Annotated in this window: 27 protein-coding genes and 1 pseudogene; 12 read left to right on the forward strand and 16 right to left on the reverse strand. The window is 69.8% G+C overall.

Features of this window, described 5'->3' with window-relative positions; all coding sequences use genetic code 11:
• Nucleotides 1-21: 21 nt before the first annotated feature.
• The 4 genes from ftsX to KCQ71_RS15280 all read right to left on the reverse strand — a co-directional run bounded on the left by ftsX (nt 22) and on the right by KCQ71_RS15280 (nt 3560).
• Nucleotides 22-936 carry a permease-like cell division protein FtsX gene (gene ftsX / locus KCQ71_RS15265; protein ID WP_223407400.1) on the reverse strand — a complete coding sequence of 305 codons (915 nt, stop codon included), beginning with the start codon at nt 934-936 and terminating at the stop codon, nt 22-24.
• Between the two features lie 9 nt (nt 937-945).
• Entirely contained in the window at nt 946-1635 is a 690-nt protein-coding gene (gene ftsE / locus KCQ71_RS15270) for a cell division ATP-binding protein FtsE (protein ID WP_154793179.1), read from the reverse strand.
• A 327-nt stretch (nt 1636-1962) separates the two neighbouring features.
• Complete coding sequence (prfB, locus tag KCQ71_RS15275) at nt 1963-3075, reverse strand: peptide chain release factor 2 (RefSeq protein WP_223407588.1); 1113 nt, start codon at nt 3073-3075, stop codon at nt 1963-1965.
• 8 nt (nt 3076-3083) lie between these two features.
• Nucleotides 3084-3560 (reverse strand): DUF4262 domain-containing protein, encoded by a 477-nt coding sequence (locus tag KCQ71_RS15280; protein WP_223407402.1) that lies wholly within the window; start codon nt 3558-3560, stop codon nt 3084-3086.
• Between the two features lie 217 nt (nt 3561-3777).
• Between KCQ71_RS15280 and KCQ71_RS15285 the strand changes: the two genes are divergently transcribed.
• From KCQ71_RS15285 to KCQ71_RS15300, 4 genes are all read left to right on the forward strand, one after another.
• Nucleotides 3778-4152 (forward strand): hypothetical protein, encoded by a 375-nt coding sequence (locus tag KCQ71_RS15285; protein WP_223407404.1) that lies wholly within the window; start codon nt 3778-3780, stop codon nt 4150-4152.
• 68 nt (nt 4153-4220) lie between these two features.
• Nucleotides 4221-5060: an alpha/beta fold hydrolase gene (locus KCQ71_RS15290; RefSeq protein WP_223407406.1), complete on the forward strand. Its 840-nt coding sequence runs from the start codon at nt 4221-4223 to the stop codon at nt 5058-5060.
• 85 nt (nt 5061-5145) lie between these two features.
• Nucleotides 5146-6438: an MFS transporter gene (locus tag KCQ71_RS15295; protein WP_223407408.1), complete on the forward strand. Its 1293-nt coding sequence runs from the start codon at nt 5146-5148 to the stop codon at nt 6436-6438.
• A gap of 9 nt (nt 6439-6447) precedes the next feature.
• Complete coding sequence (locus KCQ71_RS15300) at nt 6448-7062, forward strand: class I SAM-dependent methyltransferase (RefSeq protein ID WP_223407410.1); 615 nt, start codon at nt 6448-6450, stop codon at nt 7060-7062.
• A 15-nt stretch (nt 7063-7077) separates the two neighbouring features.
• Here KCQ71_RS15300 and KCQ71_RS15305 read toward each other — a convergent pair whose 3' ends face one another.
• The 3 genes from KCQ71_RS15305 to KCQ71_RS15315 all read right to left on the reverse strand — a co-directional run bounded on the left by KCQ71_RS15305 (nt 7078) and on the right by KCQ71_RS15315 (nt 9900).
• Nucleotides 7078-7503: a VOC family protein gene (locus KCQ71_RS15305; protein WP_223407412.1), complete on the reverse strand. Its 426-nt coding sequence runs from the start codon at nt 7501-7503 to the stop codon at nt 7078-7080.
• 73 nt (nt 7504-7576) lie between these two features.
• Nucleotides 7577-8407: a phosphotransferase gene (locus KCQ71_RS15310; RefSeq protein WP_223407414.1), complete on the reverse strand. Its 831-nt coding sequence runs from the start codon at nt 8405-8407 to the stop codon at nt 7577-7579.
• Nucleotides 8404-9900: an aldehyde dehydrogenase family protein gene (locus tag KCQ71_RS15315; RefSeq protein ID WP_223407415.1), complete on the reverse strand. Its 1497-nt coding sequence runs from the start codon at nt 9898-9900 to the stop codon at nt 8404-8406. Before KCQ71_RS15315 ends, KCQ71_RS15310 begins: the two co-directional genes overlap by 4 nt.
• A 425-nt stretch (nt 9901-10325) precedes the next feature.
• Between KCQ71_RS15315 and KCQ71_RS15320 the strand changes: the two genes are divergently transcribed.
• The gene (locus KCQ71_RS15320) at nt 10326-11993 is read left to right on the forward strand and encodes a sodium:solute symporter family protein (protein WP_223407418.1); all 1668 of its coding nucleotides are present in this window, start codon (nt 10326-10328) and stop codon (nt 11991-11993) included.
• A gap of 25 nt (nt 11994-12018) precedes the next feature.
• Nucleotides 12019-12096, forward strand: a pseudogene (locus KCQ71_RS27975) (putative transporter small subunit); the annotation flags it as partial.
• 15 nt (nt 12097-12111) lie between these two features.
• On the opposite strand, the gene KCQ71_RS15325 reads toward KCQ71_RS27975, so the two are convergent.
• Both KCQ71_RS15325 and KCQ71_RS15330 read right to left on the reverse strand, forming a co-directional pair.
• Nucleotides 12112-13479 (reverse strand): multidrug effflux MFS transporter, encoded by a 1368-nt coding sequence (locus KCQ71_RS15325; RefSeq protein WP_223407420.1) that lies wholly within the window; start codon nt 13477-13479, stop codon nt 12112-12114.
• A 320-nt stretch (nt 13480-13799) separates the two neighbouring features.
• Complete coding sequence (locus KCQ71_RS15330) at nt 13800-14375, reverse strand: HhH-GPD-type base excision DNA repair protein (RefSeq protein WP_223407422.1); 576 nt, start codon at nt 14373-14375, stop codon at nt 13800-13802.
• A gap of 380 nt (nt 14376-14755) precedes the next feature.
• On the opposite strand from KCQ71_RS15330, the gene KCQ71_RS15335 reads away from it, so the two are divergent.
• The 6 genes from KCQ71_RS15335 to KCQ71_RS15360 all read left to right on the forward strand — a co-directional run bounded on the left by KCQ71_RS15335 (nt 14756) and on the right by KCQ71_RS15360 (nt 20914).
• Nucleotides 14756-15679, forward strand: a complete 924-nt coding sequence (locus KCQ71_RS15335; protein ID WP_223407424.1) for a transporter substrate-binding domain-containing protein — start codon at nt 14756-14758, stop codon at nt 15677-15679.
• 12 nt (nt 15680-15691) lie between these two features.
• Entirely contained in the window at nt 15692-16456 is a 765-nt protein-coding gene (gene ehuC, locus KCQ71_RS15340; protein WP_223407426.1) for an ectoine/hydroxyectoine ABC transporter permease subunit EhuC, read from the forward strand.
• On the forward strand, nt 16456-17103 hold the full coding sequence (gene ehuD, locus KCQ71_RS15345) for an ectoine/hydroxyectoine ABC transporter permease subunit EhuD (RefSeq protein ID WP_223407428.1): 648 nt from the start codon (nt 16456-16458) through the stop codon (nt 17101-17103). Before ehuC ends, ehuD begins: the two co-directional genes overlap by 1 nt.
• Nucleotides 17090-17884: an ectoine/hydroxyectoine ABC transporter ATP-binding protein EhuA gene (gene ehuA, locus KCQ71_RS15350; protein ID WP_223407430.1), complete on the forward strand. Its 795-nt coding sequence runs from the start codon at nt 17090-17092 to the stop codon at nt 17882-17884. Before ehuD ends, ehuA begins: the two co-directional genes overlap by 14 nt.
• A 148-nt stretch (nt 17885-18032) precedes the next feature.
• On the forward strand, nt 18033-19472 hold the full coding sequence (locus KCQ71_RS15355; RefSeq protein WP_223407432.1) for an MFS transporter: 1440 nt from the start codon (nt 18033-18035) through the stop codon (nt 19470-19472).
• Nucleotides 19469-20914: a pyridoxal phosphate-dependent decarboxylase family protein gene (locus KCQ71_RS15360; RefSeq protein ID WP_223407434.1), complete on the forward strand. Its 1446-nt coding sequence runs from the start codon at nt 19469-19471 to the stop codon at nt 20912-20914. Before KCQ71_RS15355 ends, KCQ71_RS15360 begins: the two co-directional genes overlap by 4 nt.
• A gap of 411 nt (nt 20915-21325) precedes the next feature.
• On the opposite strand, the gene KCQ71_RS15365 is transcribed toward KCQ71_RS15360, so the two are convergent.
• From KCQ71_RS15365 to KCQ71_RS15395, 7 genes are read right to left on the reverse strand one after another with little or no spacing between them, the layout of a single operon-like run.
• On the reverse strand, nt 21326-21883 hold the full coding sequence (locus KCQ71_RS15365; RefSeq protein ID WP_223407435.1) for a TetR/AcrR family transcriptional regulator: 558 nt from the start codon (nt 21881-21883) through the stop codon (nt 21326-21328).
• 37 nt (nt 21884-21920) lie between these two features.
• Complete coding sequence (locus tag KCQ71_RS15370) at nt 21921-22394, reverse strand: hypothetical protein (RefSeq protein WP_223407436.1); 474 nt, start codon at nt 22392-22394, stop codon at nt 21921-21923.
• Nucleotides 22391-22864, reverse strand: a complete 474-nt coding sequence (locus KCQ71_RS15375; RefSeq protein WP_223407437.1) for a TadE/TadG family type IV pilus assembly protein — start codon at nt 22862-22864, stop codon at nt 22391-22393. Before KCQ71_RS15375 ends, KCQ71_RS15370 begins: the two co-directional genes overlap by 4 nt.
• Nucleotides 22861-23229 carry a TadE/TadG family type IV pilus assembly protein gene (locus tag KCQ71_RS15380; RefSeq protein ID WP_223407438.1) on the reverse strand — a complete coding sequence of 123 codons (369 nt, stop codon included), beginning with the start codon at nt 23227-23229 and terminating at the stop codon, nt 22861-22863. Before KCQ71_RS15380 ends, KCQ71_RS15375 begins: the two co-directional genes overlap by 4 nt.
• Nucleotides 23226-23408 carry a hypothetical protein gene (locus KCQ71_RS15385; RefSeq protein WP_223407439.1) on the reverse strand — a complete coding sequence of 61 codons (183 nt, stop codon included), beginning with the start codon at nt 23406-23408 and terminating at the stop codon, nt 23226-23228. Before KCQ71_RS15385 ends, KCQ71_RS15380 begins: the two co-directional genes overlap by 4 nt.
• Nucleotides 23409-23422: 14 nt before the next feature.
• Nucleotides 23423-24364: a type II secretion system F family protein gene (locus KCQ71_RS15390; RefSeq protein ID WP_223407440.1), complete on the reverse strand. Its 942-nt coding sequence runs from the start codon at nt 24362-24364 to the stop codon at nt 23423-23425.
• On the reverse strand, nt 24361-25218 hold the full coding sequence (locus tag KCQ71_RS15395) for a type II secretion system F family protein (protein WP_223407441.1): 858 nt from the start codon (nt 25216-25218) through the stop codon (nt 24361-24363). The genes KCQ71_RS15390 and KCQ71_RS15395 overlap by 4 nt, the downstream gene beginning before the upstream one ends.
• Nucleotide 25219 lies beyond the last annotated feature (1 nt).

Genomic DNA, 25219 nt, shown 5'->3' on the forward strand with positions numbered 1-25219 from the left:
GGCGGAGCTCAGCATGGGACCTCAGACCTTCGTGTATCGGCTCAGAGTAACGAGTGAACTGATGGCTGCGAGGGCGATCCCGATCCCGATCAGGATCGGGGCGATCAGCCAGACGTCCGACGTCGAGACGAAGTTGACCCACTGGACGGTGCCGGCCAGCCAGTCCTCGACGATGTAGCGGACCCCCAGCCACAGGCCCCCGATGGCGAGCAGGGCTCCGAGCAGGGCCGCTATCGCGCCCTCCAGCATGAACGGAAGCTGGATGAACAGGTTGGATGCGCCGACCAGACGCATGATGGAGGTCTCCCGTTGACGGCTCATCGCGGACAGCCGGATCGTGGTCGTGATCAACAGGATCGCCGTGATGATCATGAGCGCGGCCAGCCCCGCCGCCATCACGGTGGTGCGGTTCAGGATCAGGAACAGCGGCTCGAGGATGCTCCGCTGGTCGACGACCTCCTCGACGCCGTCACGCCCGGCCACCTCGTCGGCGACCACCTGGTACAGCTCGGGGTCGACGAGTTTCACCCGCAGCGAGATCTGCATCTGGTCCACGGTGATGCGCTGGGCCCAGTCCTGGTCCCCGAACTGCTCCTGGAAGGCGACGAACGCCTCCTCCTGGGTCTCGACGTAGACCTCCTCGACGTAGTCGCTGAGCGCCTCCGACGCGAGGACCCCCTGGATCTCCTCCACCTGCTGCTCGGTGACCTCACCACCCGCGCAGGTCGCGGCGAAGGAGTCCCCGGGGCACAGGAAGATCGAGACCTCGACCTTGTCGTACCAGTCGTCCTTCATGTTCGCGACCTGCATCTGCAGCAGGATCGCGGCCCCGACGAAGGTGAGCGAGATGAAGGTCACGAGCACCACGGAGGTGGCCATGGCCATGTTGCGTCGCAGACCGTTCCCGATCTGCGAGAGCACGAAACGTACGCGCATCCGCCGGCCCTACCGTTCCGCGCCGTAGACGCCGCGGGCCTGGTCGCGGACCATCTGCCCGTCCACGAGTTCGACCACCCGCTTGCGCATCTGGTCGACGATCTCGTCGTCGTGGGTGGCCATCACGATGGTGGTGCCGGTCCGGTTGATGCGGTCGAGCAGGCGCATGATCCCCACGGAGGTGGTCGGGTCGAGGTTCCCGGTCGGCTCGTCCGCCAGCAGGATCGCGGGCCGGTTCACGAACGCGCGGGCGATCGCCACCCGCTGCTGCTCCCCACCGGAGAGCTCGTGCGGGAGCCGCTTCTCCTTGCCGCCCAGGCCGACCATCTCGAGGGTCTCGGGCACGGTGGTCATCACGTGATGGCGGGGCTTGCCGATCACCTGCAGGGCGATCGCGACGTTGTCGAACACCGACTTGTTGTTCAGCAGCCGGAAGTCCTGGAACACGGTCCCGATCTGACGGCGCAGGTGCGGCACCTTCCACTGGGAGATCCGGGACAGGTCCCGGCCCGCCACGAACACGGCTCCCGAGGTGGGCCGCTCCTCGCGCAGGACGAGCCGCAGGAACGTCGATTTGCCGGAGCCGGAGGCGCCGACGAGGAAGACGAACTCGCCGCGCTCGACCTCCATGGAGATCCGGTCGAGGGCAGGGCGAGCCCCACGCGCGTAGACCTTGGAAACTTTCTCTAACCGAATCACGTATTGACCATCGGCCAGTCTCGGGGAAGGGTAAGGGCAAATCCTGGCCACTCGCACCATAAACAGCGGAACTTGTCCGCCCGGCGTGACACGCCGGGGCCGCCGGAAGGCATCCTGGTGGTCCCGATCACGATCCACCCGCTCCGACCCTCGATCTGCCGCCGATTGAGCACCCGCGACGCAGCAACCCCCGCGGCTCGAGACGGTCCGCCTACCCCGGGCCGGAGGTGCTGCGCGACGGACGCAGGGTCGATCCGACGCCGTCAGGTCCTGCGGCGCTCGACGGGATGAGACCCGCCGAAGGAGTCGGGCCGGTCCTGCGCGGGGTCAGGCCCCGAGCTCGGTCTGCTTGCGCCAACGGATGCCGGCGTTGATGAACCCGTCGATATCGCCGTCGAACACCGCGCTGGGGTTCCCGGACTCGTACTCGGTCCGGAGGTCCTTGACCATCTGGTACGGCTGCAGCACGTACGAACGCATCTGGTCGCCCCAGGAGGCCTTCACGTCGCCCGCGAGCGCCTTCTTCGCCGCGCTCTCCTCCGCCTGGCGCTGCAGCAGCAGCCGCGACTGGAGCACCCGCAGGGCGGCGGCACGGTTCTGGATCTGCGACTTCTCGTTCTGCATCGACACGACGATGCCGGTGGGGATGTGGGTCATCCGCACGGCCGAGTCGGTCGTGTTGACGCTCTGACCACCCGGGCCCGAGGAGCGGAACACGTCCACCTTGATCTCGCTCTCGGGGATTTCGACGTGGTCGGTCTGCTCGATGAGCGGGATCACCTCGACGGCCGCGAACGATGTCTGCCGGCGACCCTGGTTGTCGAACGGTGAGATCCGCACGAGCCGGTGGGTGCCTGCCTCGACGGACAACGTGCCGAACGCATACGGCGCCTTGATCTCGAACGTGGCGGACTTCAGACCCGCCTCCTCCGCGTAGGAGGTGTCCAGCACGGCCGCCGGGTAGCCCTTCTGCTCGGCCCAGCGCAGGTACATCCGCATGAGCATCTCGGCGAAGTCGGCGGCGTCGACGCCACCGGCCCCGGCGCGGACGGTGATCACGGCCTCACGCTGGTCGTACTCGCCGGAGAGCAGGGTGCGGATCTCCAGGTCGCTGAGAGCGTCGTGGATCTTGGTCAGTTCCGCTTCGGCCTCGGCGAGGGTGTCGGCGTCGTCCTCCTCCTCGGCGAGCTCGACGAGGGCACCGAGGTCCTCGATGCGCTCACCCAGCTTGTCGAGGCGCTCCAGATCCGTCTGCGCGTGGGACAACTGGCTGGTCACCCGCTGGGCGGCGTCCGCGTCGTCCCACAGATCCGGTGCCGCGGCCTCCTCCGAGAGTTGCGCGATCCGCGCCCTCAGTCCCTCGGGATCGGACACAGCCTTGATCGAGTCGAGGATCTTGGTCAGACCCTGGATCTCCGTCGGGAAGTCGGTAGCCACAATCCGCAAGGTTACGCGATGTCCACCCAGCCCTCGCCGGAGTCCGCTGGAGCCGGCCCGAGCAGGTGTTGGTACCGGTCCCGGCCCGGGCGAAGCCAGGGCCACCGACCGTCATGGTCGGCCCAGACGAGTTGCAGCGCGGGAACCACCCGCCGGTCCGGACCCCCGTAGATCTCCTGCGCCCAGATCAGGCGGCGCGGACTCCAGACCTCGATCAGCTGGTAGGGATGCGGCCGGCCTGCACCGATGACCTCACCAGCCGAGAGCCTGCGCCCGTCCCGGATCTCGACACCGAGATCGTTCAGGACCGGGGTGGCGTCGCGGACGGCCAGTCCGCTGATCACGAGTTCCGGATGCCCGTGGTAGCGGGTCAACCCGATCGTGTACGCCATCGGCGGGCTCGCCGGGCCGGCTCCGACTGTGCAGATGGCCCACCCGTGTTCCTTGATCAGTCCCACCCAGTGCGCCCGGATCTCTGCGTCCGTCATCCCTTGGCACTTCAGGCACATGTTGCCTCCTCGGCTCGCTATCCCTGCACGGTAGAAGTCGGTCAGGCGCCCGCCGAAGTGCGGCCCGAACCCTGTGGACGACGGTGCAACCTGGGCCGGGTGTGGACGCCCGAACCTGGATCCAGGGCAGGCCGACGGCCCTCGCCGATGGCATGCTTGGCCGCGAACGCAACCGGCCCGACACGGGAGACTCAGCATGATCTTCGGATTCGGCAAGAAGAAGGCGGCGGCAGCACCCAGCCTGGACCTGCGTCGCGATGGCGTCGGGTTCGCCGACGTCACCACCGAGGACGAGGTCGACGCGGCGGTGGCCGCGGGGCGGCTGGAGTGGTTCTGGCTCACGGCACCGCAGTTCGGCGGCCCGGAGCTGCCGATGAACCGGCTCGCCGGGCCACCGGGCGTCGCCGCCGCGAGGGAGTGGATCGACGACCAGATCAGCCTCGCTCTGCAGCGCGGCGAGCAGGTCAGTGGCGGTGGCGACATGACCTACGACGACGGCGGCAGCCGGGTGCCGCGGGTCGTCACCTACGACTTCGGCGCCGTCGGGAGATTCGTCCTCAACTTCTGGTGACCGAGGTCCCTCGCCTGTTCTCCGGCCAAAAGACCCGACGCGTCGTCCGGGCGACCTACGCTGCCGACATGCAGACCTTCGACGGCCGTGACGGCACCCGGCTCGCCTACCATCGCGCCGGTGCGGGTGAGCCGCTGATCTGCCTGCCCGGTGGCCCGATGCAGGCCTCGGCCTACCTCGGCGACCTCGGCGGGCTGTCCGACCATCGTGCGCTGGTGCTGCTGGACCTGCGTGGCACCGGAGCGTCCGAGGTGCCGCGGGATGCGGCCACCTACCGGTGCGATCGACAGGTCGAGGACGTCGAGGCGCTGCGCGTGGACCTGGCGCTCGATCGGATCGACCTGCTCGCGCACTCGGCCGGCGCGAGCCTGGCCCTGTTGTACGCCGCCCGGCACCCGGAGCGGATCAGGCACCTCGTCCTGGTCAACCCCAGCCCACGCGCGCTCGCCGTTGACGTCAGCGACGCCGACCGGCGCGAACGGGCCGAGCTGCGTCGAAGCGAACCCTGGTTCCCCGGGGCGTGGGCAGCCTTCGAGCGGATCTGGTCCGGCGAACCCACGGCCGCCGACTGGACGGCGATCACACCGTTCACCTACGGCCGCTGGGACCACGACGCTCGGGCGCATGCGGCGCTCGCGGACCGGCAGCGCAATGATGAGGCCGCCGCGATCTACTACGGCGCCGGTGCGATCGACCCGATCGCGCTCCGGACCGAGCTCGCGGAGGTGCCGTTCCCCACGCTGGTCGTGGCCGGTGAGTTCGACGTCGCCCTGCCGCCACGCTGCGCCGCCGAGTTTGCCACGGTGTTCCCCGATGCCGAGCTGCTCGTCCAACCGCGCGCCGGACACTTCCCCTGGCTCGACGACCCCGGCTTGTTCGTCGACCATCTCGTGGGCCATCTGTCCTGACCCCTCAGGACCTCACCGCAGCTGCTCGACTGCCACGATGAACACGAAACGCACCGCGTCAGGTCCCGGCGTAGGCTGACCGCTCGTGCCCCGCCTGCTCGCCGACACCGCCCCGCTGCGGGTCCCGGCGTTCCGGCGGCTGTGGTGGGGCCTGGGCATCTCCAACCTCGGCACCCAGCTGACCGCGGTCGCCGTCGGGCTCGAGGTCTACTCCCTGACCGGGTCCACCCTCGCCGTCGGCATCCTCGGCATCTGCGCGCTCGTGCCACTCGTGGTGCTGGGCCTGTACGGCGGGGCGCTCGTGGACCACTTCGACCGCCGCAAGGTGGCGCTGCTCGCCTCCACGGCGCTGCTGGTGGTTACGGCCCTGCTGGCCGCCCAGGCCTGGGCCGGCGTGGAGAGCGTCGGGGTGCTCTACGCGCTGGTGGCGATGCAGTCCGCGGCGAGCGCGGTGAACAACCCGGCCCGATCCGCGATCATCCCGCGGCTGGTGCCGCCGACCCAGCTCGCGGCGGCGAACGCGCTGCAGACCCTGGCCTGGAACGTCGCGTTGACCGGCGGCCCGCTGCTCGGCGCCGCACTCGTGGCGTGGCGGGGCTACGAGGTCGCCTACACCCTGGACATGGTGCTGTTCGTGGCGTCGCTGTACGCGCTCTGGCGCCTGCCCGACCTACCGCCGGAGACGCCCGACGGCGCAGCGCCCGTCGGGCGCAGGGGCGTCGGTCTGTCGTCGGTCCTGGACGGTCTGCGCTACCTCGGCACCCGGCCCAACCTGCGCATGACGTTCCTGCTCGACCTGAGCGCCATGGTGCTGGCCATGCCCCGGGTGCTGTTCCCCGCCGTCGGGGTGTTGTGGATCGGCGGCGGCGAGGCGACCACCGGCGCACTGACCGCCGCGATCGCGGTCGGCGCGGTGCTGGCGAGCGCGCTCTCCGGCGGTCTGTCCGCCGTGCGCGCCCAGGGCAAGGTGATCGTCGGCGCGATCTCGGCGTTCGCCGTCGCCGTCATCGGGTTCGGCGTGGTGTTGCTGCTGGCCGGTGAGACCGATCCGGACACCGTGGTGGTGTGGGCGCTGGTCGCGGCCATCGTGGTGCTCGCGGTGGCGGGCGCGGCGGACTCGGTGTCCTCGATCTTCCGGCAGACGATCCTGCAGGCCGCGACGCCGGACGCGATGCGCGGCCGGTTGCAGGGCGTGTTCGTGGTGGTCGTGGCCGGCGGGCCACGCCTGGGCGATGTGGTGGTCGGCGCGCAGGCGTCCTGGTTCGGTGAGGGCGCCGCCGCGGTGATCGGCGGGTGCCTGTGCCTGCTCGCCGTGGCGGCGCTGGCCGTGACACAGCGCCGGTTCCTCGCCTACGACGGTGCGAACCCGACGGCGTAGCCTCGAACCATGACGCGCGACGCCGCCACCACGGACTGGACCGCCTACTACGAGCGCGGCCAGGGACGCACCGCACGCGACCTGGTGCGTCACGGCGCCGAGGCACGGAGCACGCCGGGGCATGCGGTGGACCTGGGCTGCGGCGACGGCGCCGAGGCCGCGTGGCTGCTCACCAACGGGTGGCGGGTCACGGCCATCGACCGGACACCGGAGGCGATGCCCCTGGTCCACCGGAACGCGACGACCGCGCTCGGGCGGGAGCCCGGTCCCCTGCTCACCACCGTGGTGGCCGACCTGGCCGACGCCCCGATCCCGACGGCGGACCTGATCCTGGCCAGCGCCAGCCTCCCGTTCGTGCCGGAGCACGCGTTCGAGGGGATGTGGCAGCGGATCCGGGCCGCCCTGGCGGACGGTGGCGTGCTGGCTGTCAACCTGTTCGGGGTGAACGACTCGTGGGCCCACCCCGAGACCGGCATCGCGAACATGACGTTCCACGACCGGCCCGGCGCGGAGGCACTCTTCGACGGGCTCGAGCTGGTCGAACTCACCGAGGTCGAGTACGACGGGCCGTCCGGGGTCGGCCCCAAGCACTGGCACCGGTTCGACGTGATCGCGCGCGGCTGAGCAGCGCCGGCCGGTTCAGGTCCGCGCCGGCTGGTAGGACTCGTACCGCTGCAGCCAGGCCGCGCGCACCTGCGGCGAGTGGGCGTCCTGGACGCAGAACTCGTTCCCTTCCGGATCCGCCATCACGACCCACGGCCGGTCCTCGCCATGGCCGACGTCCACCCGGGTGGCCCCCAGCCCTTCCAGGCGCGCCACCTCGGCGTCCCGGTCCTCGGGTCGCAGGTCCAGATGCAGCCGGTTCTTGCTCGTCTTGGGCTCCGGGACCTTGATGAACAGCAGGTCGGCCACGACGCAGTCCTCCCGACTCCCCTCCGACGGCTCGACCACCCACTCGGGATCGGTGTCCCGGCTGATCACCCAGTCGAGGGCCTCCGCCCAGAACCGGGCCAGCGGCCCGGGGTCGTGACAGTCGACGACGAGTGCACCGATGCGCAGTCCCATGGGGCCACCGTAGGCGCGACCTGCGCGGACGGTCGAGGAGTTTTCGGGTGGCGGTCGCTCGGCCGCGATGACCTCAGCGAAGTGCCGAACTCAGCGCCTCGCGCTCCTCAAGCAGCCACGCATGGGTGACGAGGATCGTCTCCCCCACACCCTCGTCCCACATCCGCGCCCAACCGCCGCCCTTGGTCCGGGCGGCGTGCTCCATGGCGAGGTAGGACCGGGCGAACCGGCGGTCGAGGACCTCCACCAGGTGCAGCCGCTCGGAGCGGTCCAGGCCGTAGGCCTCGGCGAAGATCCGCATCCGGCGCCCGGTGTCGACGTCGGCCAGGGCCGGGTCGCGCCGCTCGGGCGGCCGCACCGGGGCCCAGTACAGTAGCGTGGTGGCGACGTCGAGGAGGCGGGTGGACGGCCCGGCCATGTCGAAGTCGATCAGCGCCACCGGCCGGCCCTCGGAGAAGATGACATTCTCGATCGTGACGTCGTTGTGCCCGATCACGTCGGGAGCATCGAAGACGCGTGGGACGCCGTCGAACTCGATGCGCTCGGGCCAGCTCACGCCGTCGGGCAGTGGCACGTCCGCCGAGACGTCATGGAGACGGCGCTGCAGGACGGCCAGGTCGACCAGGACGTCCTCGGTCACGGCCCAGCGGTGCACGGGCCGCCCGCCCATCTCACCGTCGACGAACGTGACCACCTCGCGACCGGCCGCGTCGATGCCGAGGAACCGGGGCGCGCCGTCGAAACCCGTCGCCTCCAGATGTGCCAGGTAGGCCTCGACGGCGGGGCTGTGGCCCCCGCGGGGTCGGCGCACCGTGGCGCCCTTGCGGACCAGCCCGTCGCTGACGTCGCCGCCGAGCAGCGGCACCTCCGGCTGCCCGGCGGCACCGAAGTCGGTCGAGCTCACCGGCGTCGGCGGCGCTCGAGCACCTTGGCGTACCCGGAGATGCCCCGGCGCACGGCCCTGAGCAGGCGGGTGTCCGACGTCGGCGTCACCAGCGTCGCGAGCGAGACCGGCAGCTCCGATCCGACCACGGCACGCAGGTGGGAGAACGTGTCGAACCCGGCCTTGCCGTGGTAGGCGCCCATCCCGGAGCGGCCGACCCCCCCGAACGGGATCCCCGGCAAGGACTGGGAGACCGCGAAGTCGTTGCGGGACACGCTGCCCGAGCGGGTCCGCGCGACGAACGCGGCGAACTCCGGGTCGTGCGGGCCGTACCAGGTGGCCACGAGCGGGGCCGGCTTCTCGGCGAGGAGATCGATGACGTCATCGACGTCGTCGTAGGTGTGCACGGCCAGGACGGGGCCGAACACCTCCTCGTGGGCGATCTCCATCTCGTCCGTGACCCCGAGGATCACCGTGGGCGGCAGGATCCGAGCCGCGCGCAGCGCTTCCTCGCCGTCGTCGTCGGAGCGCATCGACCCGATCACCTGCGCGCCCTTGGCGGCGGCGTCCTCGATGAGGTTGACCACGCGGTCGTAGGCGGCGTCGTTGATGAGGGTAGTGACCTCGTTCTCCTCGAACATGTCCGGGACCACCCGGCCCCAGGCGTTGAACACCTCCTGGACGAACGAGCGGGTGGCCAGCTCCGGCACGTACACGTCGTCCGGGGACACGCAGGTCTGGCCGGCGTTGGCGATCCGGGACAGGGCCACCCGTTCGGCGGCACGGCGCATGGCGGAACGATCCGCGGCGGTCTTCTCGCTGATCACCGCGGGGTTCTTGCCACCGAGCTCGAGCGTGACCGGGGTCAGGTTCTTCGCGGCGGCGGCCATGATCGCCGAGCCGGTGCGCGCGGACCCGGTGAAGAACAGGTGGTCCAGGTCCAACGAGGCGAACTCGCTCGAGACGGTCACGTCGCCGGTGAGCACGGCCAGCTCCTCGACGTCGAACGCGTCATGCATCGCGTTCGCGAACACCTCGGAGGTGTTCGGGATGAGCTCGGACATCTTCATCATCACCCGGTTGCCGGCCGCGAGGGCGGACAGCGCCGGGATCGCGGTGAGGTTGATCGGGTAGTTCCAGATGCCCATCACGCCGACCACGCCGAGCGGTGACGGCTGCACCTCGGTGCGCATCCCAGCCAGGCGGCCCGCCGCTCCCCCGACCCGGCCCCACGGATGACGCGGGCGCATCCATGCGCCCACCCTGGCCCGGGTGAGTTCGGCCTCGATGGCGAGGGTGGTCACGTCGGAGACCAGTGTGGTGATCTCCGGGCGGTGACCGAAGTCCGCCGAGATCGAGGCCACCAGATCGTCCGCATGGGAGACGACGGCGTGCGCGAACCGGTCGATCCGGTCCCGGCGCAGCGCGGCGGAGGGGGGTCCGTCGCGGTGGAAGGCGGAGCGCTGCAGTTGCAGCACCTCCGACATCGGGGTAGCGGTGGTGGTCGCGCTCATTGCTCCACTGTGCCCCTTTCGGGCGCGAATCGCTAGCGAGCGCGGCCGGAGGCCCTCGACACACGTCCCGACTGGAACGTTCACAACTTCTGCTAGGGTCCAGAGCGCCGAAGTTGACGAGTCAACTTCGGGCATTGCTGGTTCGGAACCGACCGGAGCTGACCGCCCGCTCGCCACGGCAATGCCGCCCCGCGTCGCCCATATCGGCGCGCAATCGACCCGCGCGCCCCTCCGCCGGCGCGTCGAAGTCCGACCGACCGAACGGATGTGATTCTCCGCACCAGCTGACCCGTGTGCGCCCACGGGCGCCCCGGCCCGAGACCTTCGGCCGGTGGCCGCGCACCCGAGTTCGCGCGAGTTCACATTCTGTGCTGCCACGCGCCATCGCCCGTTCGATGAATCCCTACTGACGAAGGAGGTGACGCGTGAACGTCCCTGAAGAGGTGCAGTTCGGCGTCCTGACAGTTGTCGTGATCCTGGTGCTGTTCTACGGCATCACGTTTCTCATCTCGACCCGCATCGGCAAGAAGGAGGAGAACGCCGACGGCTACATGACGGCGGGCAACAACATCGGGTTCGGCATCTCGGCCGCCAGCATGACCGCGACCTGGATCTGGGCGTCCTCGATGTACGCATCCGCGACGTCCGGCTACACATACGGGATCTCGGGCCCGATCCACTACGGCCTGTGGGGCGCCCTGATGATCCTGTTCATCTACCCGTTCGGGCGCCGGATCCGCACGGTGGCGCCGAAGGCACACACCCTCGCCGAGGTGATGTTCGCCCGGCACGGCCGCTCCAGCCAGGTGATGCTGGCAGGCTCGAACGTGGTCGGCTCGGTGATCAGCCTGATGTCGAACTTCATCGCCGGTGGCGCGCTGATCAGCCTGCTGTCCCCGTTCTCGTTCTTCCAGGGCGTGATCGCCGTGGCCGGCGGTGTGCTGCTCTACACCCTGTGGTCCGGCTTCCGGGCGTCGGTGCTGACCGACTTCGTGCAGGTGGTCGCGATGCTCGGCGCCGTGGTGATCATCGTGCCGGCCATCTTCATCGCGGCGGACTTCCCCGCGGCGTTCGAGACCGGCGCGGCCAACCTGACGCCCCAGCAGGGCAGCTTCTTCTCCAGCGACGCGTTCCTGAACCAGGGCGCCCCGTACATCGCGGCGGTGCTCGCCTACGCGATCGGCAACCAGACCATCGCGCAGCGGCTGTTCGCCGTCCGTGAGGACCTGATCAAGCGCACGTTCGTCACCGCCACCTTCGGGTACGGCGCCATGGTGATCGGCGTCGGAATGCTCGGCGTCCTGGCCCTGTACCTGGGCATCGAGCCCGCCGGCGGAGACGTCAACAACCTGGTGCCGCAGATGGCGGCGACGTATCTGACGCCGGCGCTGCTGGTGCTGTTCTTCGTGATGATCATCGGGGCGCTCTCCTCCACCGCCGACTCCGACCTGGCAGCACTGTCCTCGATCGTGATGACGGACGGCTACGGTCAGACGGTCGGCAAGGAGAACGCGAACCCGAAGACCATGCTGCTGATCGGCCGGATCACGATGATCGTGGCCACCGCCGCAGCCGTCGCATTCGCGAGCCTGCAGCTGAGCATCCTGGACCTGCTCGTGTTCGTCGGCGCCCTCTGGGGTGCGCTGGTGTTCCCCGTGATCGCCAGCTTCTACTGGGACCGGGTCACCAACAAGGCGTTCACCATCTCGGTGATCGCCGCGCTGGCCGTGTTCCTGCCGGTCCGGTTCGCGCTGGTGCCGCTCGACGGCGCCGTGGGCATCGTCGTGGACGTGCTGGCCGTGATCGGCGTGGGAGTGGTGATCGGGCTGATGGCCTTCGGGTTCTTCGGAGCCCGGGTCGGCAGGATCGCCGGGGCCGTGGCCGCGCTCGCGACGGCACCGTTCGCCATCGGGACGCTGCACGAGTACACGACCCTGACCGCCTCACTCGTCGCATATTCGGTCTCGACGATCGTCTGCACGGCCATCACCATGCGCAACCGGGAACGTTTCGACTTCGCGCTGATCAAGCAACGGGTCGGCGACTTCGACGACACCCCCGACGACGAACCCGTCGCCGCCAGCGCTCACTGAACCACCGGATCGAGAGGAGAGTCAGATGTCCATTTCCACCATCGCCCTGACGGCTTACGTCCTGATTTGGCCCGTGATCGTCGCCGTCGTCCATGCGTGTGTTTCTCGGCCCTTCGGCTCAGGCGGTCCAGCCGCCCCGGCGGTACGCCGGGGTCCCGAACGCGAGCACGGCGAGCGAAGCGAGCATGGCGGCCACGATCACGATGCTCATCGCGGCGGCGGTGCCACCGAGCATGCCCACCAGCGGGGCCACCAGGCCGGCCACACCGGACTGGGCGCAGCCGATCATGGCCGCGGCTGCGCCGGCCCGCTCGCCGTGCCGCGTCAGCGCCAGCGCGGACGCGTTCGGTGGGATCAGCGAGTTCACCGCGAGCATCAGCCAGAGCGGGATCAGCAGGCCGACGAGTCCGCCGATGCCGGTCACGCCCACGACGAGGAGCACCACGGCGAAGAACGTCGCGACCGGCAGCGCCAGGCGCATGATCCGGATCGGCGCGAACCTACGCACGAGCGCGGCGTTGACCTGCGCGCCGAGCACGAGGCCGATGCCGTTGATGGCGAAGAGGAGGGAGAACTGGTGCTCGCTGAGCCCGTACCCCTCGCGGATCACGAACGGTGAGCCGGAGACGTAGGCGAACAGGGCCGCCATGCCCAGGCCTGGCAGCAGGGCGAGGGCGACGAACTGCCGGTCCCGCAGCAGCACGCCGTAGGACCCCATGACCGCCCGGGTACTGGTGGAGCGCTTCTCCTTCGGCAGCGACTCCGGCAGGAACCGCGCGACGATGAAGAACAGGATGACGCCGTACAGGGCGAGTGCGGCGAACACCATCTTCCAGTCCCAGATCGAGGCGATGATGCCGCCGATGGTCGGAGCCAGCAGCGGGGCGACCCCGATCACCAGCATCAGCCGGGACAGCACTGCGGAGGCCTCCGCGCCCGAGAGCCGGTCCCGGATCACGGCAACGGCCACCACGCCGGCGGCCGCGTTGCCCATGCCCTGGATCGTCCGCAGCACGATCAGCGGCGCCACGTCCGCGACCAGGAGGCACAGCAGCGAGGCGACCACGTGCACCACCAGGCCGACCAGCACCGGCAGCCGGCGCCCGTACCGGTCCGAGAGCGGGCCGATCAGCAGCTGCCCGAGCGCGCCACCGATCAGGGTCGCGGTGATCGTGAACTGCACCGACGCCGTGCCCGCGGCGAGGTCCGTGACCACCTCGGGCAGCGACGGCAGGTACATGTCCGTGGTGAGTGCTCCGAGTGCGGACATCGACCCGAGCAGCAGGATCAGCTTCACCGGGGCACGACGCCTCGCCGTGGCCGCTACCGGGGTACCGGGGTCGGCCGGGACCGGGGGCAGCGGGGGGACGGTGGCGACGGCGGGGGCGAGCTGGACGGCGGTCGCGGCCGCGTCGAACAGATCGTCGGAGGAGGAGACGCGGGGCGCCGGCGCGTGGACGCGCGAGGGTGAGGTGTCAGCAGTCAATCGAGGATTCCCGTGGGGCAGAGGGGTGATCGGGCGGCCGGGAACAGACCCTCGGCACCATCCATTGTCCGGCCTCCGGGATCCGAAGTCGAATCGTTTCGTGCACGGATTCCTGTGATGCTGGCGACAGTTCCGTGGCGGGATTCGCCCCGGCCGGACCGGGGCAACCGGTGGTCCGCGAACGGGCATGGAACGGCCCGTGAACAGCAGGCCCGGCGCCGGTGGCGGCGGTGCCCCCCAGTGCGCTCGGAGGCGGGCCCGGACGTGGCCGTGGAGCGTGCCGGGGCGGTCCGCTGGTCCGGCCGCCGGACCTTTCGGTCTCAGCCCTTGGCGGCCTTCGCCGCCGCCTTCGCGGCGCGCTTGGTCTCGCGGACCTTGAGCAGCGACTCGGGGTCCACGACGTCGGCGATCGAGCGGAACGACCCGGCCTCGCCGTAGGCGCCGGCCGACTCCCGCCAGCCCGCTGCCGTCAGGCCCGCCTGCTTGCCGAGCAGGGCGAGGAAGATCTTCGCCTTCTGCTCGCCAAATCCGGGCAACGACTTCAGACGGCGCAGCACCTCGGCGCCGTCCGGCTCGCCGGCCGTCCAGATCCGGGCCGCATCGCCGTCGTAGTCGGTCACGATCGCGCCACACAGGGCCTGGATCCGCCCAGCCATCGAGCCGGGGAACCGGTGCACCGCGGGGGGTGTGGCACACAGCGCCGAGAACTCCTCCGGGTCCATGCCGGCGATCGTGGCCGCGTCGATACCGCCCACTCGCTCGGCGATCTTGCGCGGTCCGATGAACGCGGTCTCCATCGCCACCTGCTGGTCCAGAAGCATGCCGATCAGAAGTGCGAGGGGATCGGAGGAGAGCAGGGTGTCGGCGTCCGGGTCGCCGGTCAGGTGGAGGTCCATGTGCCGATCCTGCCACCGGTCACCGGCTCTGACCACCGCCAGCCAGCCCATGTTTTGGCAAAGGTTTACCCTATGGACGGTTTGAGAAATGTGGAGGTTGTCTCAACAGAGTAACAATGAACGGCATCGAATCCGGCCGGGATCCGGCCCTGATCGACCGTGGTGCGGTTTGCTCTCAGGCGCATGAGCCTGCGGCTGAGAGCGAATCGTCGTCGGACCGTTCGAGGGCCGAAAAATGGCCGAATTCTGCGTTTGTAGCCCTTCGGAGACGCGCCTACGGTGGATCGACACCATGACCGTCGGGGTGACCCGTCCGGTGCCGCGCGCCCCAGTGGTCGTGCCGCCGGGAGGCTATGCCTCGTCCAACCGAAGGGACCATGATGACAATCACTTCGCGCCGCAAGGCCGCGATGTTCGCGACGGCGGGAGCCGTCGCACTCGGGCTTGCCGCCTGCGGGGGTGGCGGCGACGCCGAAGGAGGAGGAACCGACGGTGGCGACACCGGCGGCAGCAGCGGCGAGGCGCTGACCCTCGAGCAGTTGCAGGAAGAGGGCACGATCACCGTCGGGTTCGCCGGCGAGGCCCCGTACAGCTTCGAGGAGGGCGGCGAGCTCACCGGCGCCACCGTCGCGTTGCACGAGCGGATCTGGAACGAACTCGGCATCGAGAACGTCGAGGGCGTCCAGGCCGAGTTCGGCCAGCTGATCCAGGGTCTGAACGCGGGCCGGTTCGACGTTATCGCCGCCGGGATGTCGATCCTGCCCGAGCGCTGCGAGCAGGCCATCTTCTCCGACCCGGAATTCATGTACACGACCGCGCTGATGGTCCCCGAGGGCAACCCGGAGGGCTTGACCGACATGCAGTCGATCGTCGACTCCGGCGTCCAGATGGCCGCCCTGACCGGTGCCATCGAGGCCACCTACGCCACCGACCTGGGCATCTCCGCGATGGAGGTCGGCAACCCGCAGGACGGCTTGGACGCCGTGGTCAACGGCCGCGCCGACGTCTTCGCCCTCACGGGCATCTCGCTGAACTGGATGGCCGACAACAACCCGGACGCCCCGATCGAGGTCACCGAGTCCTTCGTCGCGAACATCGACGGCGTTGACCAGGTGGGTGCCGGTGGCACGGTGTTCCGCCCGTCCGACACCGACCTACGGGACGCCTACAACGAGCAGCTCGCGGGCATCGTCGGGGACGAGGCCTCCTACCTCGAAGTCGTCGGTGACTTCGGTTTCACCGCCGAGGAGCGCCCCACGGGTGAGATCACGACCGAGCAGTTCTGCGCGGGCGACATCGGCTGATTCCGCCAGCCTATGAATGACAACATCGATGCGCTGATCGCGGCGCTCCCCGACCTGCGCAGCGGCGTGTTCATCACGCTGCAGCTCACGGTCGGGGGCGTCGTGCTCGCGTTCGTCATCGCCATCGTCCTCGGCCTGGCGGCACGTAGTCCGCGCTGGCCGGCGCGGGTACCCGCCCGGGTCCTCATCGAGTTCTTCCGCGGCACCTCGCTACTGGTGCAGCTGTTCTGGTTCTTCTACGTCATGCCGCTCTTCGGCATCCAGTTGGACGCGCTGCTCTGTGGTGTGCTGGCGCTCGGCCTGAACTACGGCGCCTACGCCGCAGAGGTGGTCCGCGGCTCGATCAACTCCGTGCCCAAGGGCCAGTGGGAAGCCGCGACCGCGCTCTCGCTGAGCCCAGCGCGCAAGCTCCGCAAGATCATCTGGCCGCAGGCCTGGGCGATCATGATCCCCTCGCTCGCGAACCTGGCCGTGATGCTCCTCAAGGGCACCGCCGTCGCCTACATCATCCTCATGCACGACCTCACCTGGGAGACCGACCAACTGCGCCAGGACACCGGCAACACGTTCTTCGCCTACGGCGTCGGCATGATCATCTACTTCCTCATCTCCTACGCCATGGTGCTCGGCGCGAACGCGCTCGAGCGCCACGCGAAGCGCCGGCTCGGCCAGGGTCCGCCGAAGGGCGGCCTGTTCAGCGTGCGCATCACCGACAAGGCGACGACAGACCCGAAGCCGGCTGCGAACGCAGGCAGCGGCGGAGCGGGGGTCGCCTGATGGACTGGTGGAGTTGGGATCGCGCCATCGAGGTGCTCCCCGAACTGCTCGTGGCCTTCGTCAAGGTCACGCTCGTCGCGACCGTGATCGGCTCGGCGATCGCCGCCGTGCTCGGCCTGATCATCGCGATCGTGCGCCGCACCGCGCCGGCGTTCATCGCGGCGCCGGTGCACGCGATCATGGAGTTCATCCGGATGACGCCCATCGTCATCCAACTGCTGTTCGTCTTCTACACGTTCACCTCGGTCGACGGCATGACGCTCGGTGTGATCGTGCTGGGCGTGCACTACGCCAGCTACATGGCCGAGGTCTACCGATCCGGGATCGACGCGGTGCCGAAGGGGCAGTGGGAAGCCGCGAAGGCCCTGTCCATGTCCCCCGCGCGCACCTGGCGCAAGGTGGTCATCCCCCAGGCCCTCCGGACCACGTTGCCGGCCCTGGGTACCTGGGTGATCTCGATGCTCAAGGACACGCCCTACCTCACGGTCATCTTCGTCGTGGACATGGTGCGGCAGGCCGAGAACTATGGATCGCGAACCTTTGTCTACACCGAGTCGATCACGATGGCCGGCCTGATCTTCCTGGCCGCCAGCTACCCGATCTCGGTCCTGCTGCGCAGAATGGAGAAGCGCCTTGCCACCTACTGATTCCACCGCGGTCGCCGGACAACCGGCGATCCGCTTCGAGAACGTGGTCAAGAAGTTCGGCGACCACGTCGTGCTGGACGACCTGAACTTCGACGTCCAGCGCGGCGAGCGGGTCACCCTGATCGGGCCGTCCGGCTCGGGCAAGACCACGATCCTGCGCCTGGTGATGACGCTCGAGCACCTCACCGGCGGGTACGTCTTCGTCGACGGCGAGCCGCTCACCCACATGGAGGTGAACGGTCGCCGGGTGGAACGCCGTCCGAAGGACGTCGCCCGGACCACCCAGAAGATCGGGATGGTGTTCCAACAGTTCAACCTGTTCCCGAACATGTCCGTGCTGGAGAACATCACCGAGGCCCCGGTGCACGTGCTCGGCAGGTCCCAGGACCAGGCCCGCACCCGCGGCCTGGAACTACTGGACCAGGTCGGGCTCGCGGACAAGGCCGACGAGCACCCGACGCGTCTCTCGGGTGGTCAGCAGCAGCGGGTGGCGATCGCCCGCGCCCTGGCCATGGACCCCGAGATCCTGCTCCTGGACGAGGTCACCTCGGCCCTGGACCCGGAACTGGTCGGCGAGGTCCTCGGGGTGCTGCGTGACGTCGCCAAGAGCACCGACATCACGATGCTGATCGTCACCCACGAGATGCAGTTCGCCCAGGACGTCTCGCACCGCGTGCTGATGTTCGACGGCGGCAGCATCGTCGAGGAGGCCTCCCCCGACGTCATGTTCACCGCTCCGGAACACGAGCGCACCCGGGCGTTCCTCCAGGCCGTGCTGTAGCCGGCCCGGCGGTGCACGGACCCGCCTGGCTGTCGACGAAGCCTGCCGCACCCCCGGGTGCGGCTGGCTTCGTCCGGTGCTGGGCAACGACACGGTGGGTACCACGATCGGCGAGTTCAAGGGTCCGATCCCCTCTAGGGTTCGGAGCATGGCCTCGCCCTCACGCGCCCTGGGACGCGGCACCGTCGTCCGCTATGCGATCGGCTCCGTCGGGACCGGGGGCTTCGGTACCCTGCCCGGCCTGGTGTTGCTCATCTACATGACCAACACGCTGGGCGTGAACCCCGCCTTCGCCGGTGCCGCGTTCACGGTGTCGAAGATCTGGGACGTGATCATCGACCCCTGGATCGGTGCGCGCAGCGATCGCAGCCTCGCCCGCACCGGCGCGCGTCGCTCCTTCATGGTGCTCGGCGCCATCGGCCTGCCGGTGTTCTTCGTGCTCACCTTCGCGGTGCCGCCCGGTCTGTCGGAACTGGCCTCGGCCGCATGGGTGCTGATCGGATTCCTGCTCGCTGCCACGGCCTTCAGCTTCTTCCAGGTGCCCTACATCGCCCTCCCGGCCGAACTCGTCGACGGCTACGACGACCGCACGCGCCTGATCTCGGCGCGCGTCATCGTGCTCGCCCTCGCGATCCTCGCCTTCGGTGGTGGTGCCACCGAGATCGTCGCGCTGGTCACCGCGGGCGGCGGAACCGAATACCTCGGCTACCTCGTGATGGCGGGCGTCGCGGGACTCATCTTCCTCATCGCGTTCCTCATCGCCTCGACGGTGGAACGCAGCGCGCGCGGCACCTCGAAGCCGATGGTGCCCGTACCCGCGCCGGAAGACGGAACCGCCGCCCCGAAGGTGGGCCTGGGTATGCACTACCGGCGCGGCTGGTCGGCGGTGCGCAGCAGTCAGCCCTACCGGGCGCTGCTCGTCACGTTCGTCGTCCAGGCGCTCGCGATCGGGCTCATGCTCGCGGGCGTCGCGTATGTGGCCGCCGAGATCCTCGGTACCGGCGTGCTCCTGCTGTTCCTGTCGCTCATCGCCCCAGCGCTCCTCGTCACGCCCGTGTGGTCGGCGCTCTCCCGCCGCATCGGCAAGGAACGGGCGCTGCGGATCGCGACCGTCATGTTCGCCGTCGCGGCGCTGTCGCTCGTCCTGCTCATCTGGTTCCCGGGGCCGTGGCTCTACGCCCCGGTCGCGCTCGCCGGCGCCGCGTACGCGGGCCTGCAGTCGCTCCCCCTGGCGATGCTCCCCGACACGGTCGCCCACGACGCGGTGCGGAACGGACCCGGCCGGGCCGGCACGTTCAGTGGCGTCTGGACCGCCGGTGAGACCGCCGGGCTCGCGTTCGGCGGCACAATCCTGTCGATCGTGCTCGCCGTCACCGGGTTCATCCCGACCGTCGCCGAACAGACCGCGACCCAGCCCGAGAGTGCGATCGTCGGCATCATCGTGAGTTTCAGCGCCATTCCGGCGGCGCTGATGTTCGGCAGCCTCCTCTCGCTCGCGCGCTACCCGCTGCGCAGATCCGACATCGACCGGAACACGCGCCGCGTGGATGCCGAGCCCGCCGCTGGGAACGGAGCCCCCACCGCATGAGCACCTTCGCCGAAGAACCGGTAACCATCCTCGATGAGTTGCGCGCCCTGCGCGAGCACGACGCCCCCACGCACGGCGGACGCGTGCTGTCCTACGTCTACGACCCCGGGGTTGCCGAGCTCGACGAGCTCGCCGCCGACGCCGCGCGTCTCATGCAGCCCGTGAACGGACTCGACCCCACCACGTTCGGCTCGGTGGCGGCGCTCGAACGGGACGTCATCGCGTTCGTGCGGGACCTGCTGCACGGCGATTCCGACGTCGTGGGCACCGTCACGACGGGCGGCACCGAGTCGTGTCTGCTTGCCGTCAAGACCGCCCGGGACGCCTGGGTCGCCGCCGGCGGGACCGGCACACCGCGGCTGGTGATGCCCGCAACCGCGCACGCCGCGTTCCATAAGGCGGCCCACTACTTCGGGCTGGACCTCGACCTGGTCCCGGTGTCCAGCGAAGGTGTGGTGGCGGTCGACGACATCGAGGCGCGGCTCGGGGCGGATGTGGCCATGGTCGTCGTCTCGGCGCCCTCGTACCCGGTCGCGGCCCTCGACCCGGTGGCAGCGGTCGCCGAGCTCGCGGCCGCCCGTGGCATCGACGTGCACGTCGACGCCTGCATCGGCGGACTCGTGCTGCCGTTCTGGCCGGACCTGCCGGACTGGGACTTCGCCGTCCCCGGCGTCACCAGCGTGAGCGCGGACCTGCACAAGTACGGCTACGCACCGAAGGGCGCATCGGTGCTGCTGCAGCGTGGCCGCGACCGGCAGCGCCTGCAGTACTTCGCCACCACCCGCTGGCCGGGCTACCCGGTGGTCAACCCGACGATCCTCGGCTCCAAGTCGGCCGGGCCACTCGCTGCCGCCTGGGCGATCACGCGCGCGCTCGGGGTGTCCGGATTCCAGGGGCTCGTCGACTCGACCCGACGCTCGACCGACGCCATCCTCGCGGCGATCGCGGCGATCGAGGGGTTGCGGGTACTCGGAGATCCGGTCGGGCCGCTCCTCGCGGTCGCCGCCGACCCAGCGGTGTCCGCCGCCGCCCGCGTCGACCCGCACCACTGGGCGGACGCCGTCCGCGGCCTCGGCTTCACTCTGCAACTGCAGCCGGCGAACGGCGCCATCGGATCGACCACGCACCTCACCATCACACCGGTCACCGAGCGGGTGCTACCGGACCTGCTCGCGGCGCTCACGGCAGGGGCCGACGCCGTGCGCGGGGTCTCGCACGTCGATGCCACCCCGCTGATCGGTCAGCTCCCGCCGCTCACCGGTCCCCTCGACTCCGACGCCGCCGCCGCGATCCTGGCCGGCTTCGGCATCGGCACCGAAGGAGCACTCCCGGACGCGCTGGCCCCACTGTTGGCGATCATCGAGATCACCCCGCCCGCGCTCGCCGAGCGACTGCTCACTGAACTGCTGGCGAGACTCGTCGAACCTGCCCCAGCGGGTTAGGAGCGCGTGAGCGGTCGCGCACCGTGGCCGGGCGGCGCAGACCCGCACCCCGGAACGGACGAAGCCCCGCCGCACCCTCAGGTGCGTCGGGGCTTGCGATGACCGGTTTTGCTCAGAACTGCTTGAAGAACAGTGGCAATCGGTCGACGTGTTCGGATCGTTCGTCGGCGTTCATGATCGCGTCGACGACCCAGTTCAAGTAGCGCATGGTTGCTCCGTCTCAGTGGTGAATCTTCAGAGCACGCCCTCGGGCACCTGCAGCGGGACGAATGTCCCACGTATTCAAGCGTAGGCGTTTGACGCTTCAAGTGCGCGTGAGCGAAGCGTTTAGTGAGCAAGGTCTCCGCCCGCGACCGCCCGCCGGGACCGTCATCCTCGATGGCGTCAAGAACTCTCCGCCGTCGCGTCAAATCAAGGGCGATCGAGGCCCAAGCGCCGAACAACCTGCCGGGCCCGTACGGTCGGATCCTCCGGGTACGGCAGCGCCGCGCTGAGCCAGAGGCCGACCAGGCCGTGGACGATCGCGAACGCGGCGTGGGCGTCCATCTCGATCTCCTGACTGCCACGATCGGCGGGAGCCCCCTCGGCCACGGTCGTGGAGAGCAGGGTCCAGGCCTGCTCACGTGCGAGCACCAGGTCCTCACTCGAACCGCTGAGCAGCCGCGGCTGCCACATCACCGCATAGTGCCCGGGATGTTCGAGCGCCCAGGTCACGTAGGCCACGCCCATCTCATGGATGTCGTCCTGCTGCGTCGACAGGGCGTCGTTCAGCGCCTGGAAGCCCTCGACGGCCAACGCGGTGAGCAGGCCCTGCCTGGTGCCGAAGTGATGCACCGGCGCCGAGTGCGACACCCCGGAACGACGCGCGAGCTCCCGTAGCGTGATGGCTTCCGGACCCAGCTCGGCCGCCATCTCGGCGGCGTCCGCCAGCAACTGTCGGGGCAGGTCGCCGTGGTGATATCCGGTCATGGCCCCACCATATCTAGACGTTGACCAGATCGTGGGCTCAGCCGGCCTCGGCGTGTGCGGTGACCTCAATGACGATGCCGTCAGACCATGGGATCAGCACCCAGGGCACCAGTGGTGGCCGGCTCACGGCGCCGAGGCTGACCTCAGCGACATCGCCGTCGGGACTCCCGGTCGGCTCGACGACGGCGAAGTCCTCGAACTCGTCCGTGACGCCCGCTGGCGCAGCCCTCAGGTACTCCTCGACGGCGGCCCGCACGGACTCGTCCGAGAGCGGCAGGTCCACCACCGAGCCCCGGTCGCCGGTGTAGAACTGCGCCGCGTCCACGGAGTCGGCGGCGTCCGCAGCGAGTGCGTCGGCCAGGGACAGCAGCCGTTTGCGCTCCAAGTAGACCGAGGCGACCGAGGCGACGACCATCACCAGCGCCAAAGTGACCAGCCCGTACACCAGGGACAGCAGCAGGATCTGACCGTCCTCGCGGCGTTCGCGCAGGCGGGCGCCGGTGCTGGTCACGGCTGCTCCCGGTAGGTGTCCACGGCGGTCATGGCCTCCGCCTCGATCGCGACCTCCATCGGTAGCGCGTCGGCCATGAAACTCGGCGCACCCGGCAGCCCGACGGTGGTGTCGACCCGTAGGTGGATGTAGGCACCCGGGCTCAGGCAGGGATCCTCGGCGCAGGTCACGGTCAAAGCTTCGCCGCCGTCGACGCTGATCCCCTGGTCCGCGAACGCCAGCTCGACGGCGAGCACCGCCAGCGCGAGGCCCTCCTCCATGGTCTCGGCATCCGCGATCAGCCGGCCGGCGTCGCGTGCCGCACCCTCGGCTGCAAAGCTGGCCGCTTCGATCCGGCCGAGGGTGATGATCAGGTAGACGATCGGCACCAGCACCAGCAGGGAGACGCCTAGGAACTCCACGACCGCGCTGCCGCGCTCGGCCGCGCCGGCCCGATCGAGCCGAACCCGGAGCCATGCTGCGAGCCTCACTCCTGGACCGCCCTTCCGGTCACGTGCACCACGCCCGACGGCCCGAGCAGGCCGAGGACCGGGATCGGCGCGCTCACTCGTACCTCCACGAGCGTCGCGCCAGCATGGGTGACGTACCCGGCGGCGAGGTTCTCCGCATAGGCGGCCGGCAGCGTGGACGTGATCAGGTCCGCGGTCCGTTGCTGCCCGGCCGCGAGCGAACTCCCGTCCAGCGCCGCGTACCGGGCTCCCTCCGAGGCGCTGTCGATCAGGACGTTGCGTACGTGCAGGGTGAGTGCCAGCTGCACGAGACCCAGGACCAGCACCGTCACCAGCAGGGAGACCAGCAGGAAGTCCACCACCGCGGAGCCCCGCTCGGACCTCATGCGCCGAGCACGCGCTCCATGGCCGTGTTGAACACCTGGGTGAGCGCCTCGCCCGCCAGTGCCCAGATCAGGACCACCAGTCCTGCCGTCATCAATGTCACCAGGACCCACCCCGGCACGTCGCCCCGGTCCCCGTCGGTCCGCAGGCGTCGTCGCAGTTCGTTCGACCAACTTCTCATCATTCACCCTTCGTCTACAGGCCCACCCGCAGGACGGATATCCCCGGGAAGACTGCGAACAGAACACTCGTTGGCAACAGCACGAAGACGACCGGGATCATCATGAGGATCTCGCGTTTGCCGCCCTCCTCCATCAGTGCCCGTTGGCCCACCTCTCGGGCGTCCTGGGCCTGGGCGCGCAGCACGTCCGCGAGCGGTGTGCCCCGCTCGACTGCGGTGGCGACCCCCTCGGTGAACCGGGAGATGCTCGGCAGGGCGATACGCGCCGACATCCGGTCCAACGCCTGCGTGAGTGGGATGCCCGACCTCACCTCGGCCAGGGTGCGCCCGATCTCTCCGGAGAGCTCGCCGGTGGTGGTGCGCGACACGCGGTCGAGCGCTGCCACCGGTGCCTCCCCCGCGCCCACCGCGAGCGCGAGCAATTCCGCCACGGTCGGGAACTCCGCGACCATCCGGCGCTCGCGCGCACTCACCTGCTGGCTCAGCCACTGGTCGCGCGCCAGTGCCCCGCCGATCCCACAGAGCAGGACCAGCACGGTCAGCGGCACGATCCCGGCCCCGCGGGCCACCCCAAGCACGAGCGCCGCGACCAGCCCGGCGGCGAGGCCCAGCGCGGCCCAGACGACCTGCTCGGTGCGGAACTGCTCCACCGTGGCGGACGACCCGGCGCGGACGAGCCGGCCACGGATCCCGACCGAGGAACTCCCGAGCCGCTCGAAGAGCCGGGCGGCATCGGCCACGACGGGGCGCAGGAGCCGCTCCAGGGTCGGGAACGGCGTGATCGGTTGCTGCGTCACGAGCAGGCGGGACGTCGTCGGGCGGTCACGCAGGTACGGCGAGACGCGGTCGATCAGGCGGACCCGACGCGCGGACACGCGCCACAGGACCAGGCAGAGCCCGACGCCGAACATCAGTCCCAGTGCGGCTCCCGTCAACGCGGGATTCTCGAGGCTCATCGGAGCACCCGTACGTCCTCGGGCAGTCGCCCGATCCGGACCATCAGCAGGTAGGCCGCCGCGGACGCGGCAGCGCCGACCAGAAGCACCGCGGCGCCGACGGCCGTGTTGAACGCAGCGGCCGTCTCCGGGCGAGTGCTGAGCAGGGCGAGCACCAGCCAAGGCGCACCTGCCGCGAGCCGTGCTCCATTCACGGTCCAGGACTGTCGCGCCTCGAGCTCACCGCGGGCGCGCAGGTCGTCCCGCAGGAACGCCGAGAGCGTTCGCAACAGCCGACCGAGATCGGTGCCACCGACATCCCTGGTCAGCCGTAACGCCTCGATCAGACGATCCGCGACCGGGTCGGCGAGACGCGCCTTGAGGCGGTCGAGCGCGTCCGAGAACCTGCCGGTGGCCCGATAGTCGTCCGCGAACGCCCGAAACTCGGCCCGCATCGGTTCCGGACCCCGCTCCGACAGACTGATCAGCGCCTCGGGCAGAGACATGCCGGCACGGATCCCCGAGTTCAGGTCATCGACCACCTCGGGCCAGAGCTCTCGCAGCTCGGTACGTCGCCGTCGGGCGCGGGCGCGCACATAGGGTCCCGGGGCGAGCGCGGCCAGCACCGCGAAGCTTGCCGCGATCGTCGGCGAACCGGTCACGGCGGCCGCGACCACGAACGTGACCAGGCCGATCGCGATGCTGGTGCCGTAGAAGGCGGCCGGCCGCACCCCCGGCATGCCCGCCTGGACCAACAGGTCCTGGGTGCGCTCACCACGCCGACTCGATCGCTGTGGACGCGGCTGCCGGGGCCAGAACGACCACCAGATACACAGCAGGCCCACCCCGAGCAGCAGACCCGCGACCGTGCCCATT

The organism is Occultella gossypii, from assembly GCF_019947135.1.
GTDB lineage: Bacteria > Actinomycetota > Actinomycetes > Actinomycetales > Beutenbergiaceae > Occultella > Occultella gossypii.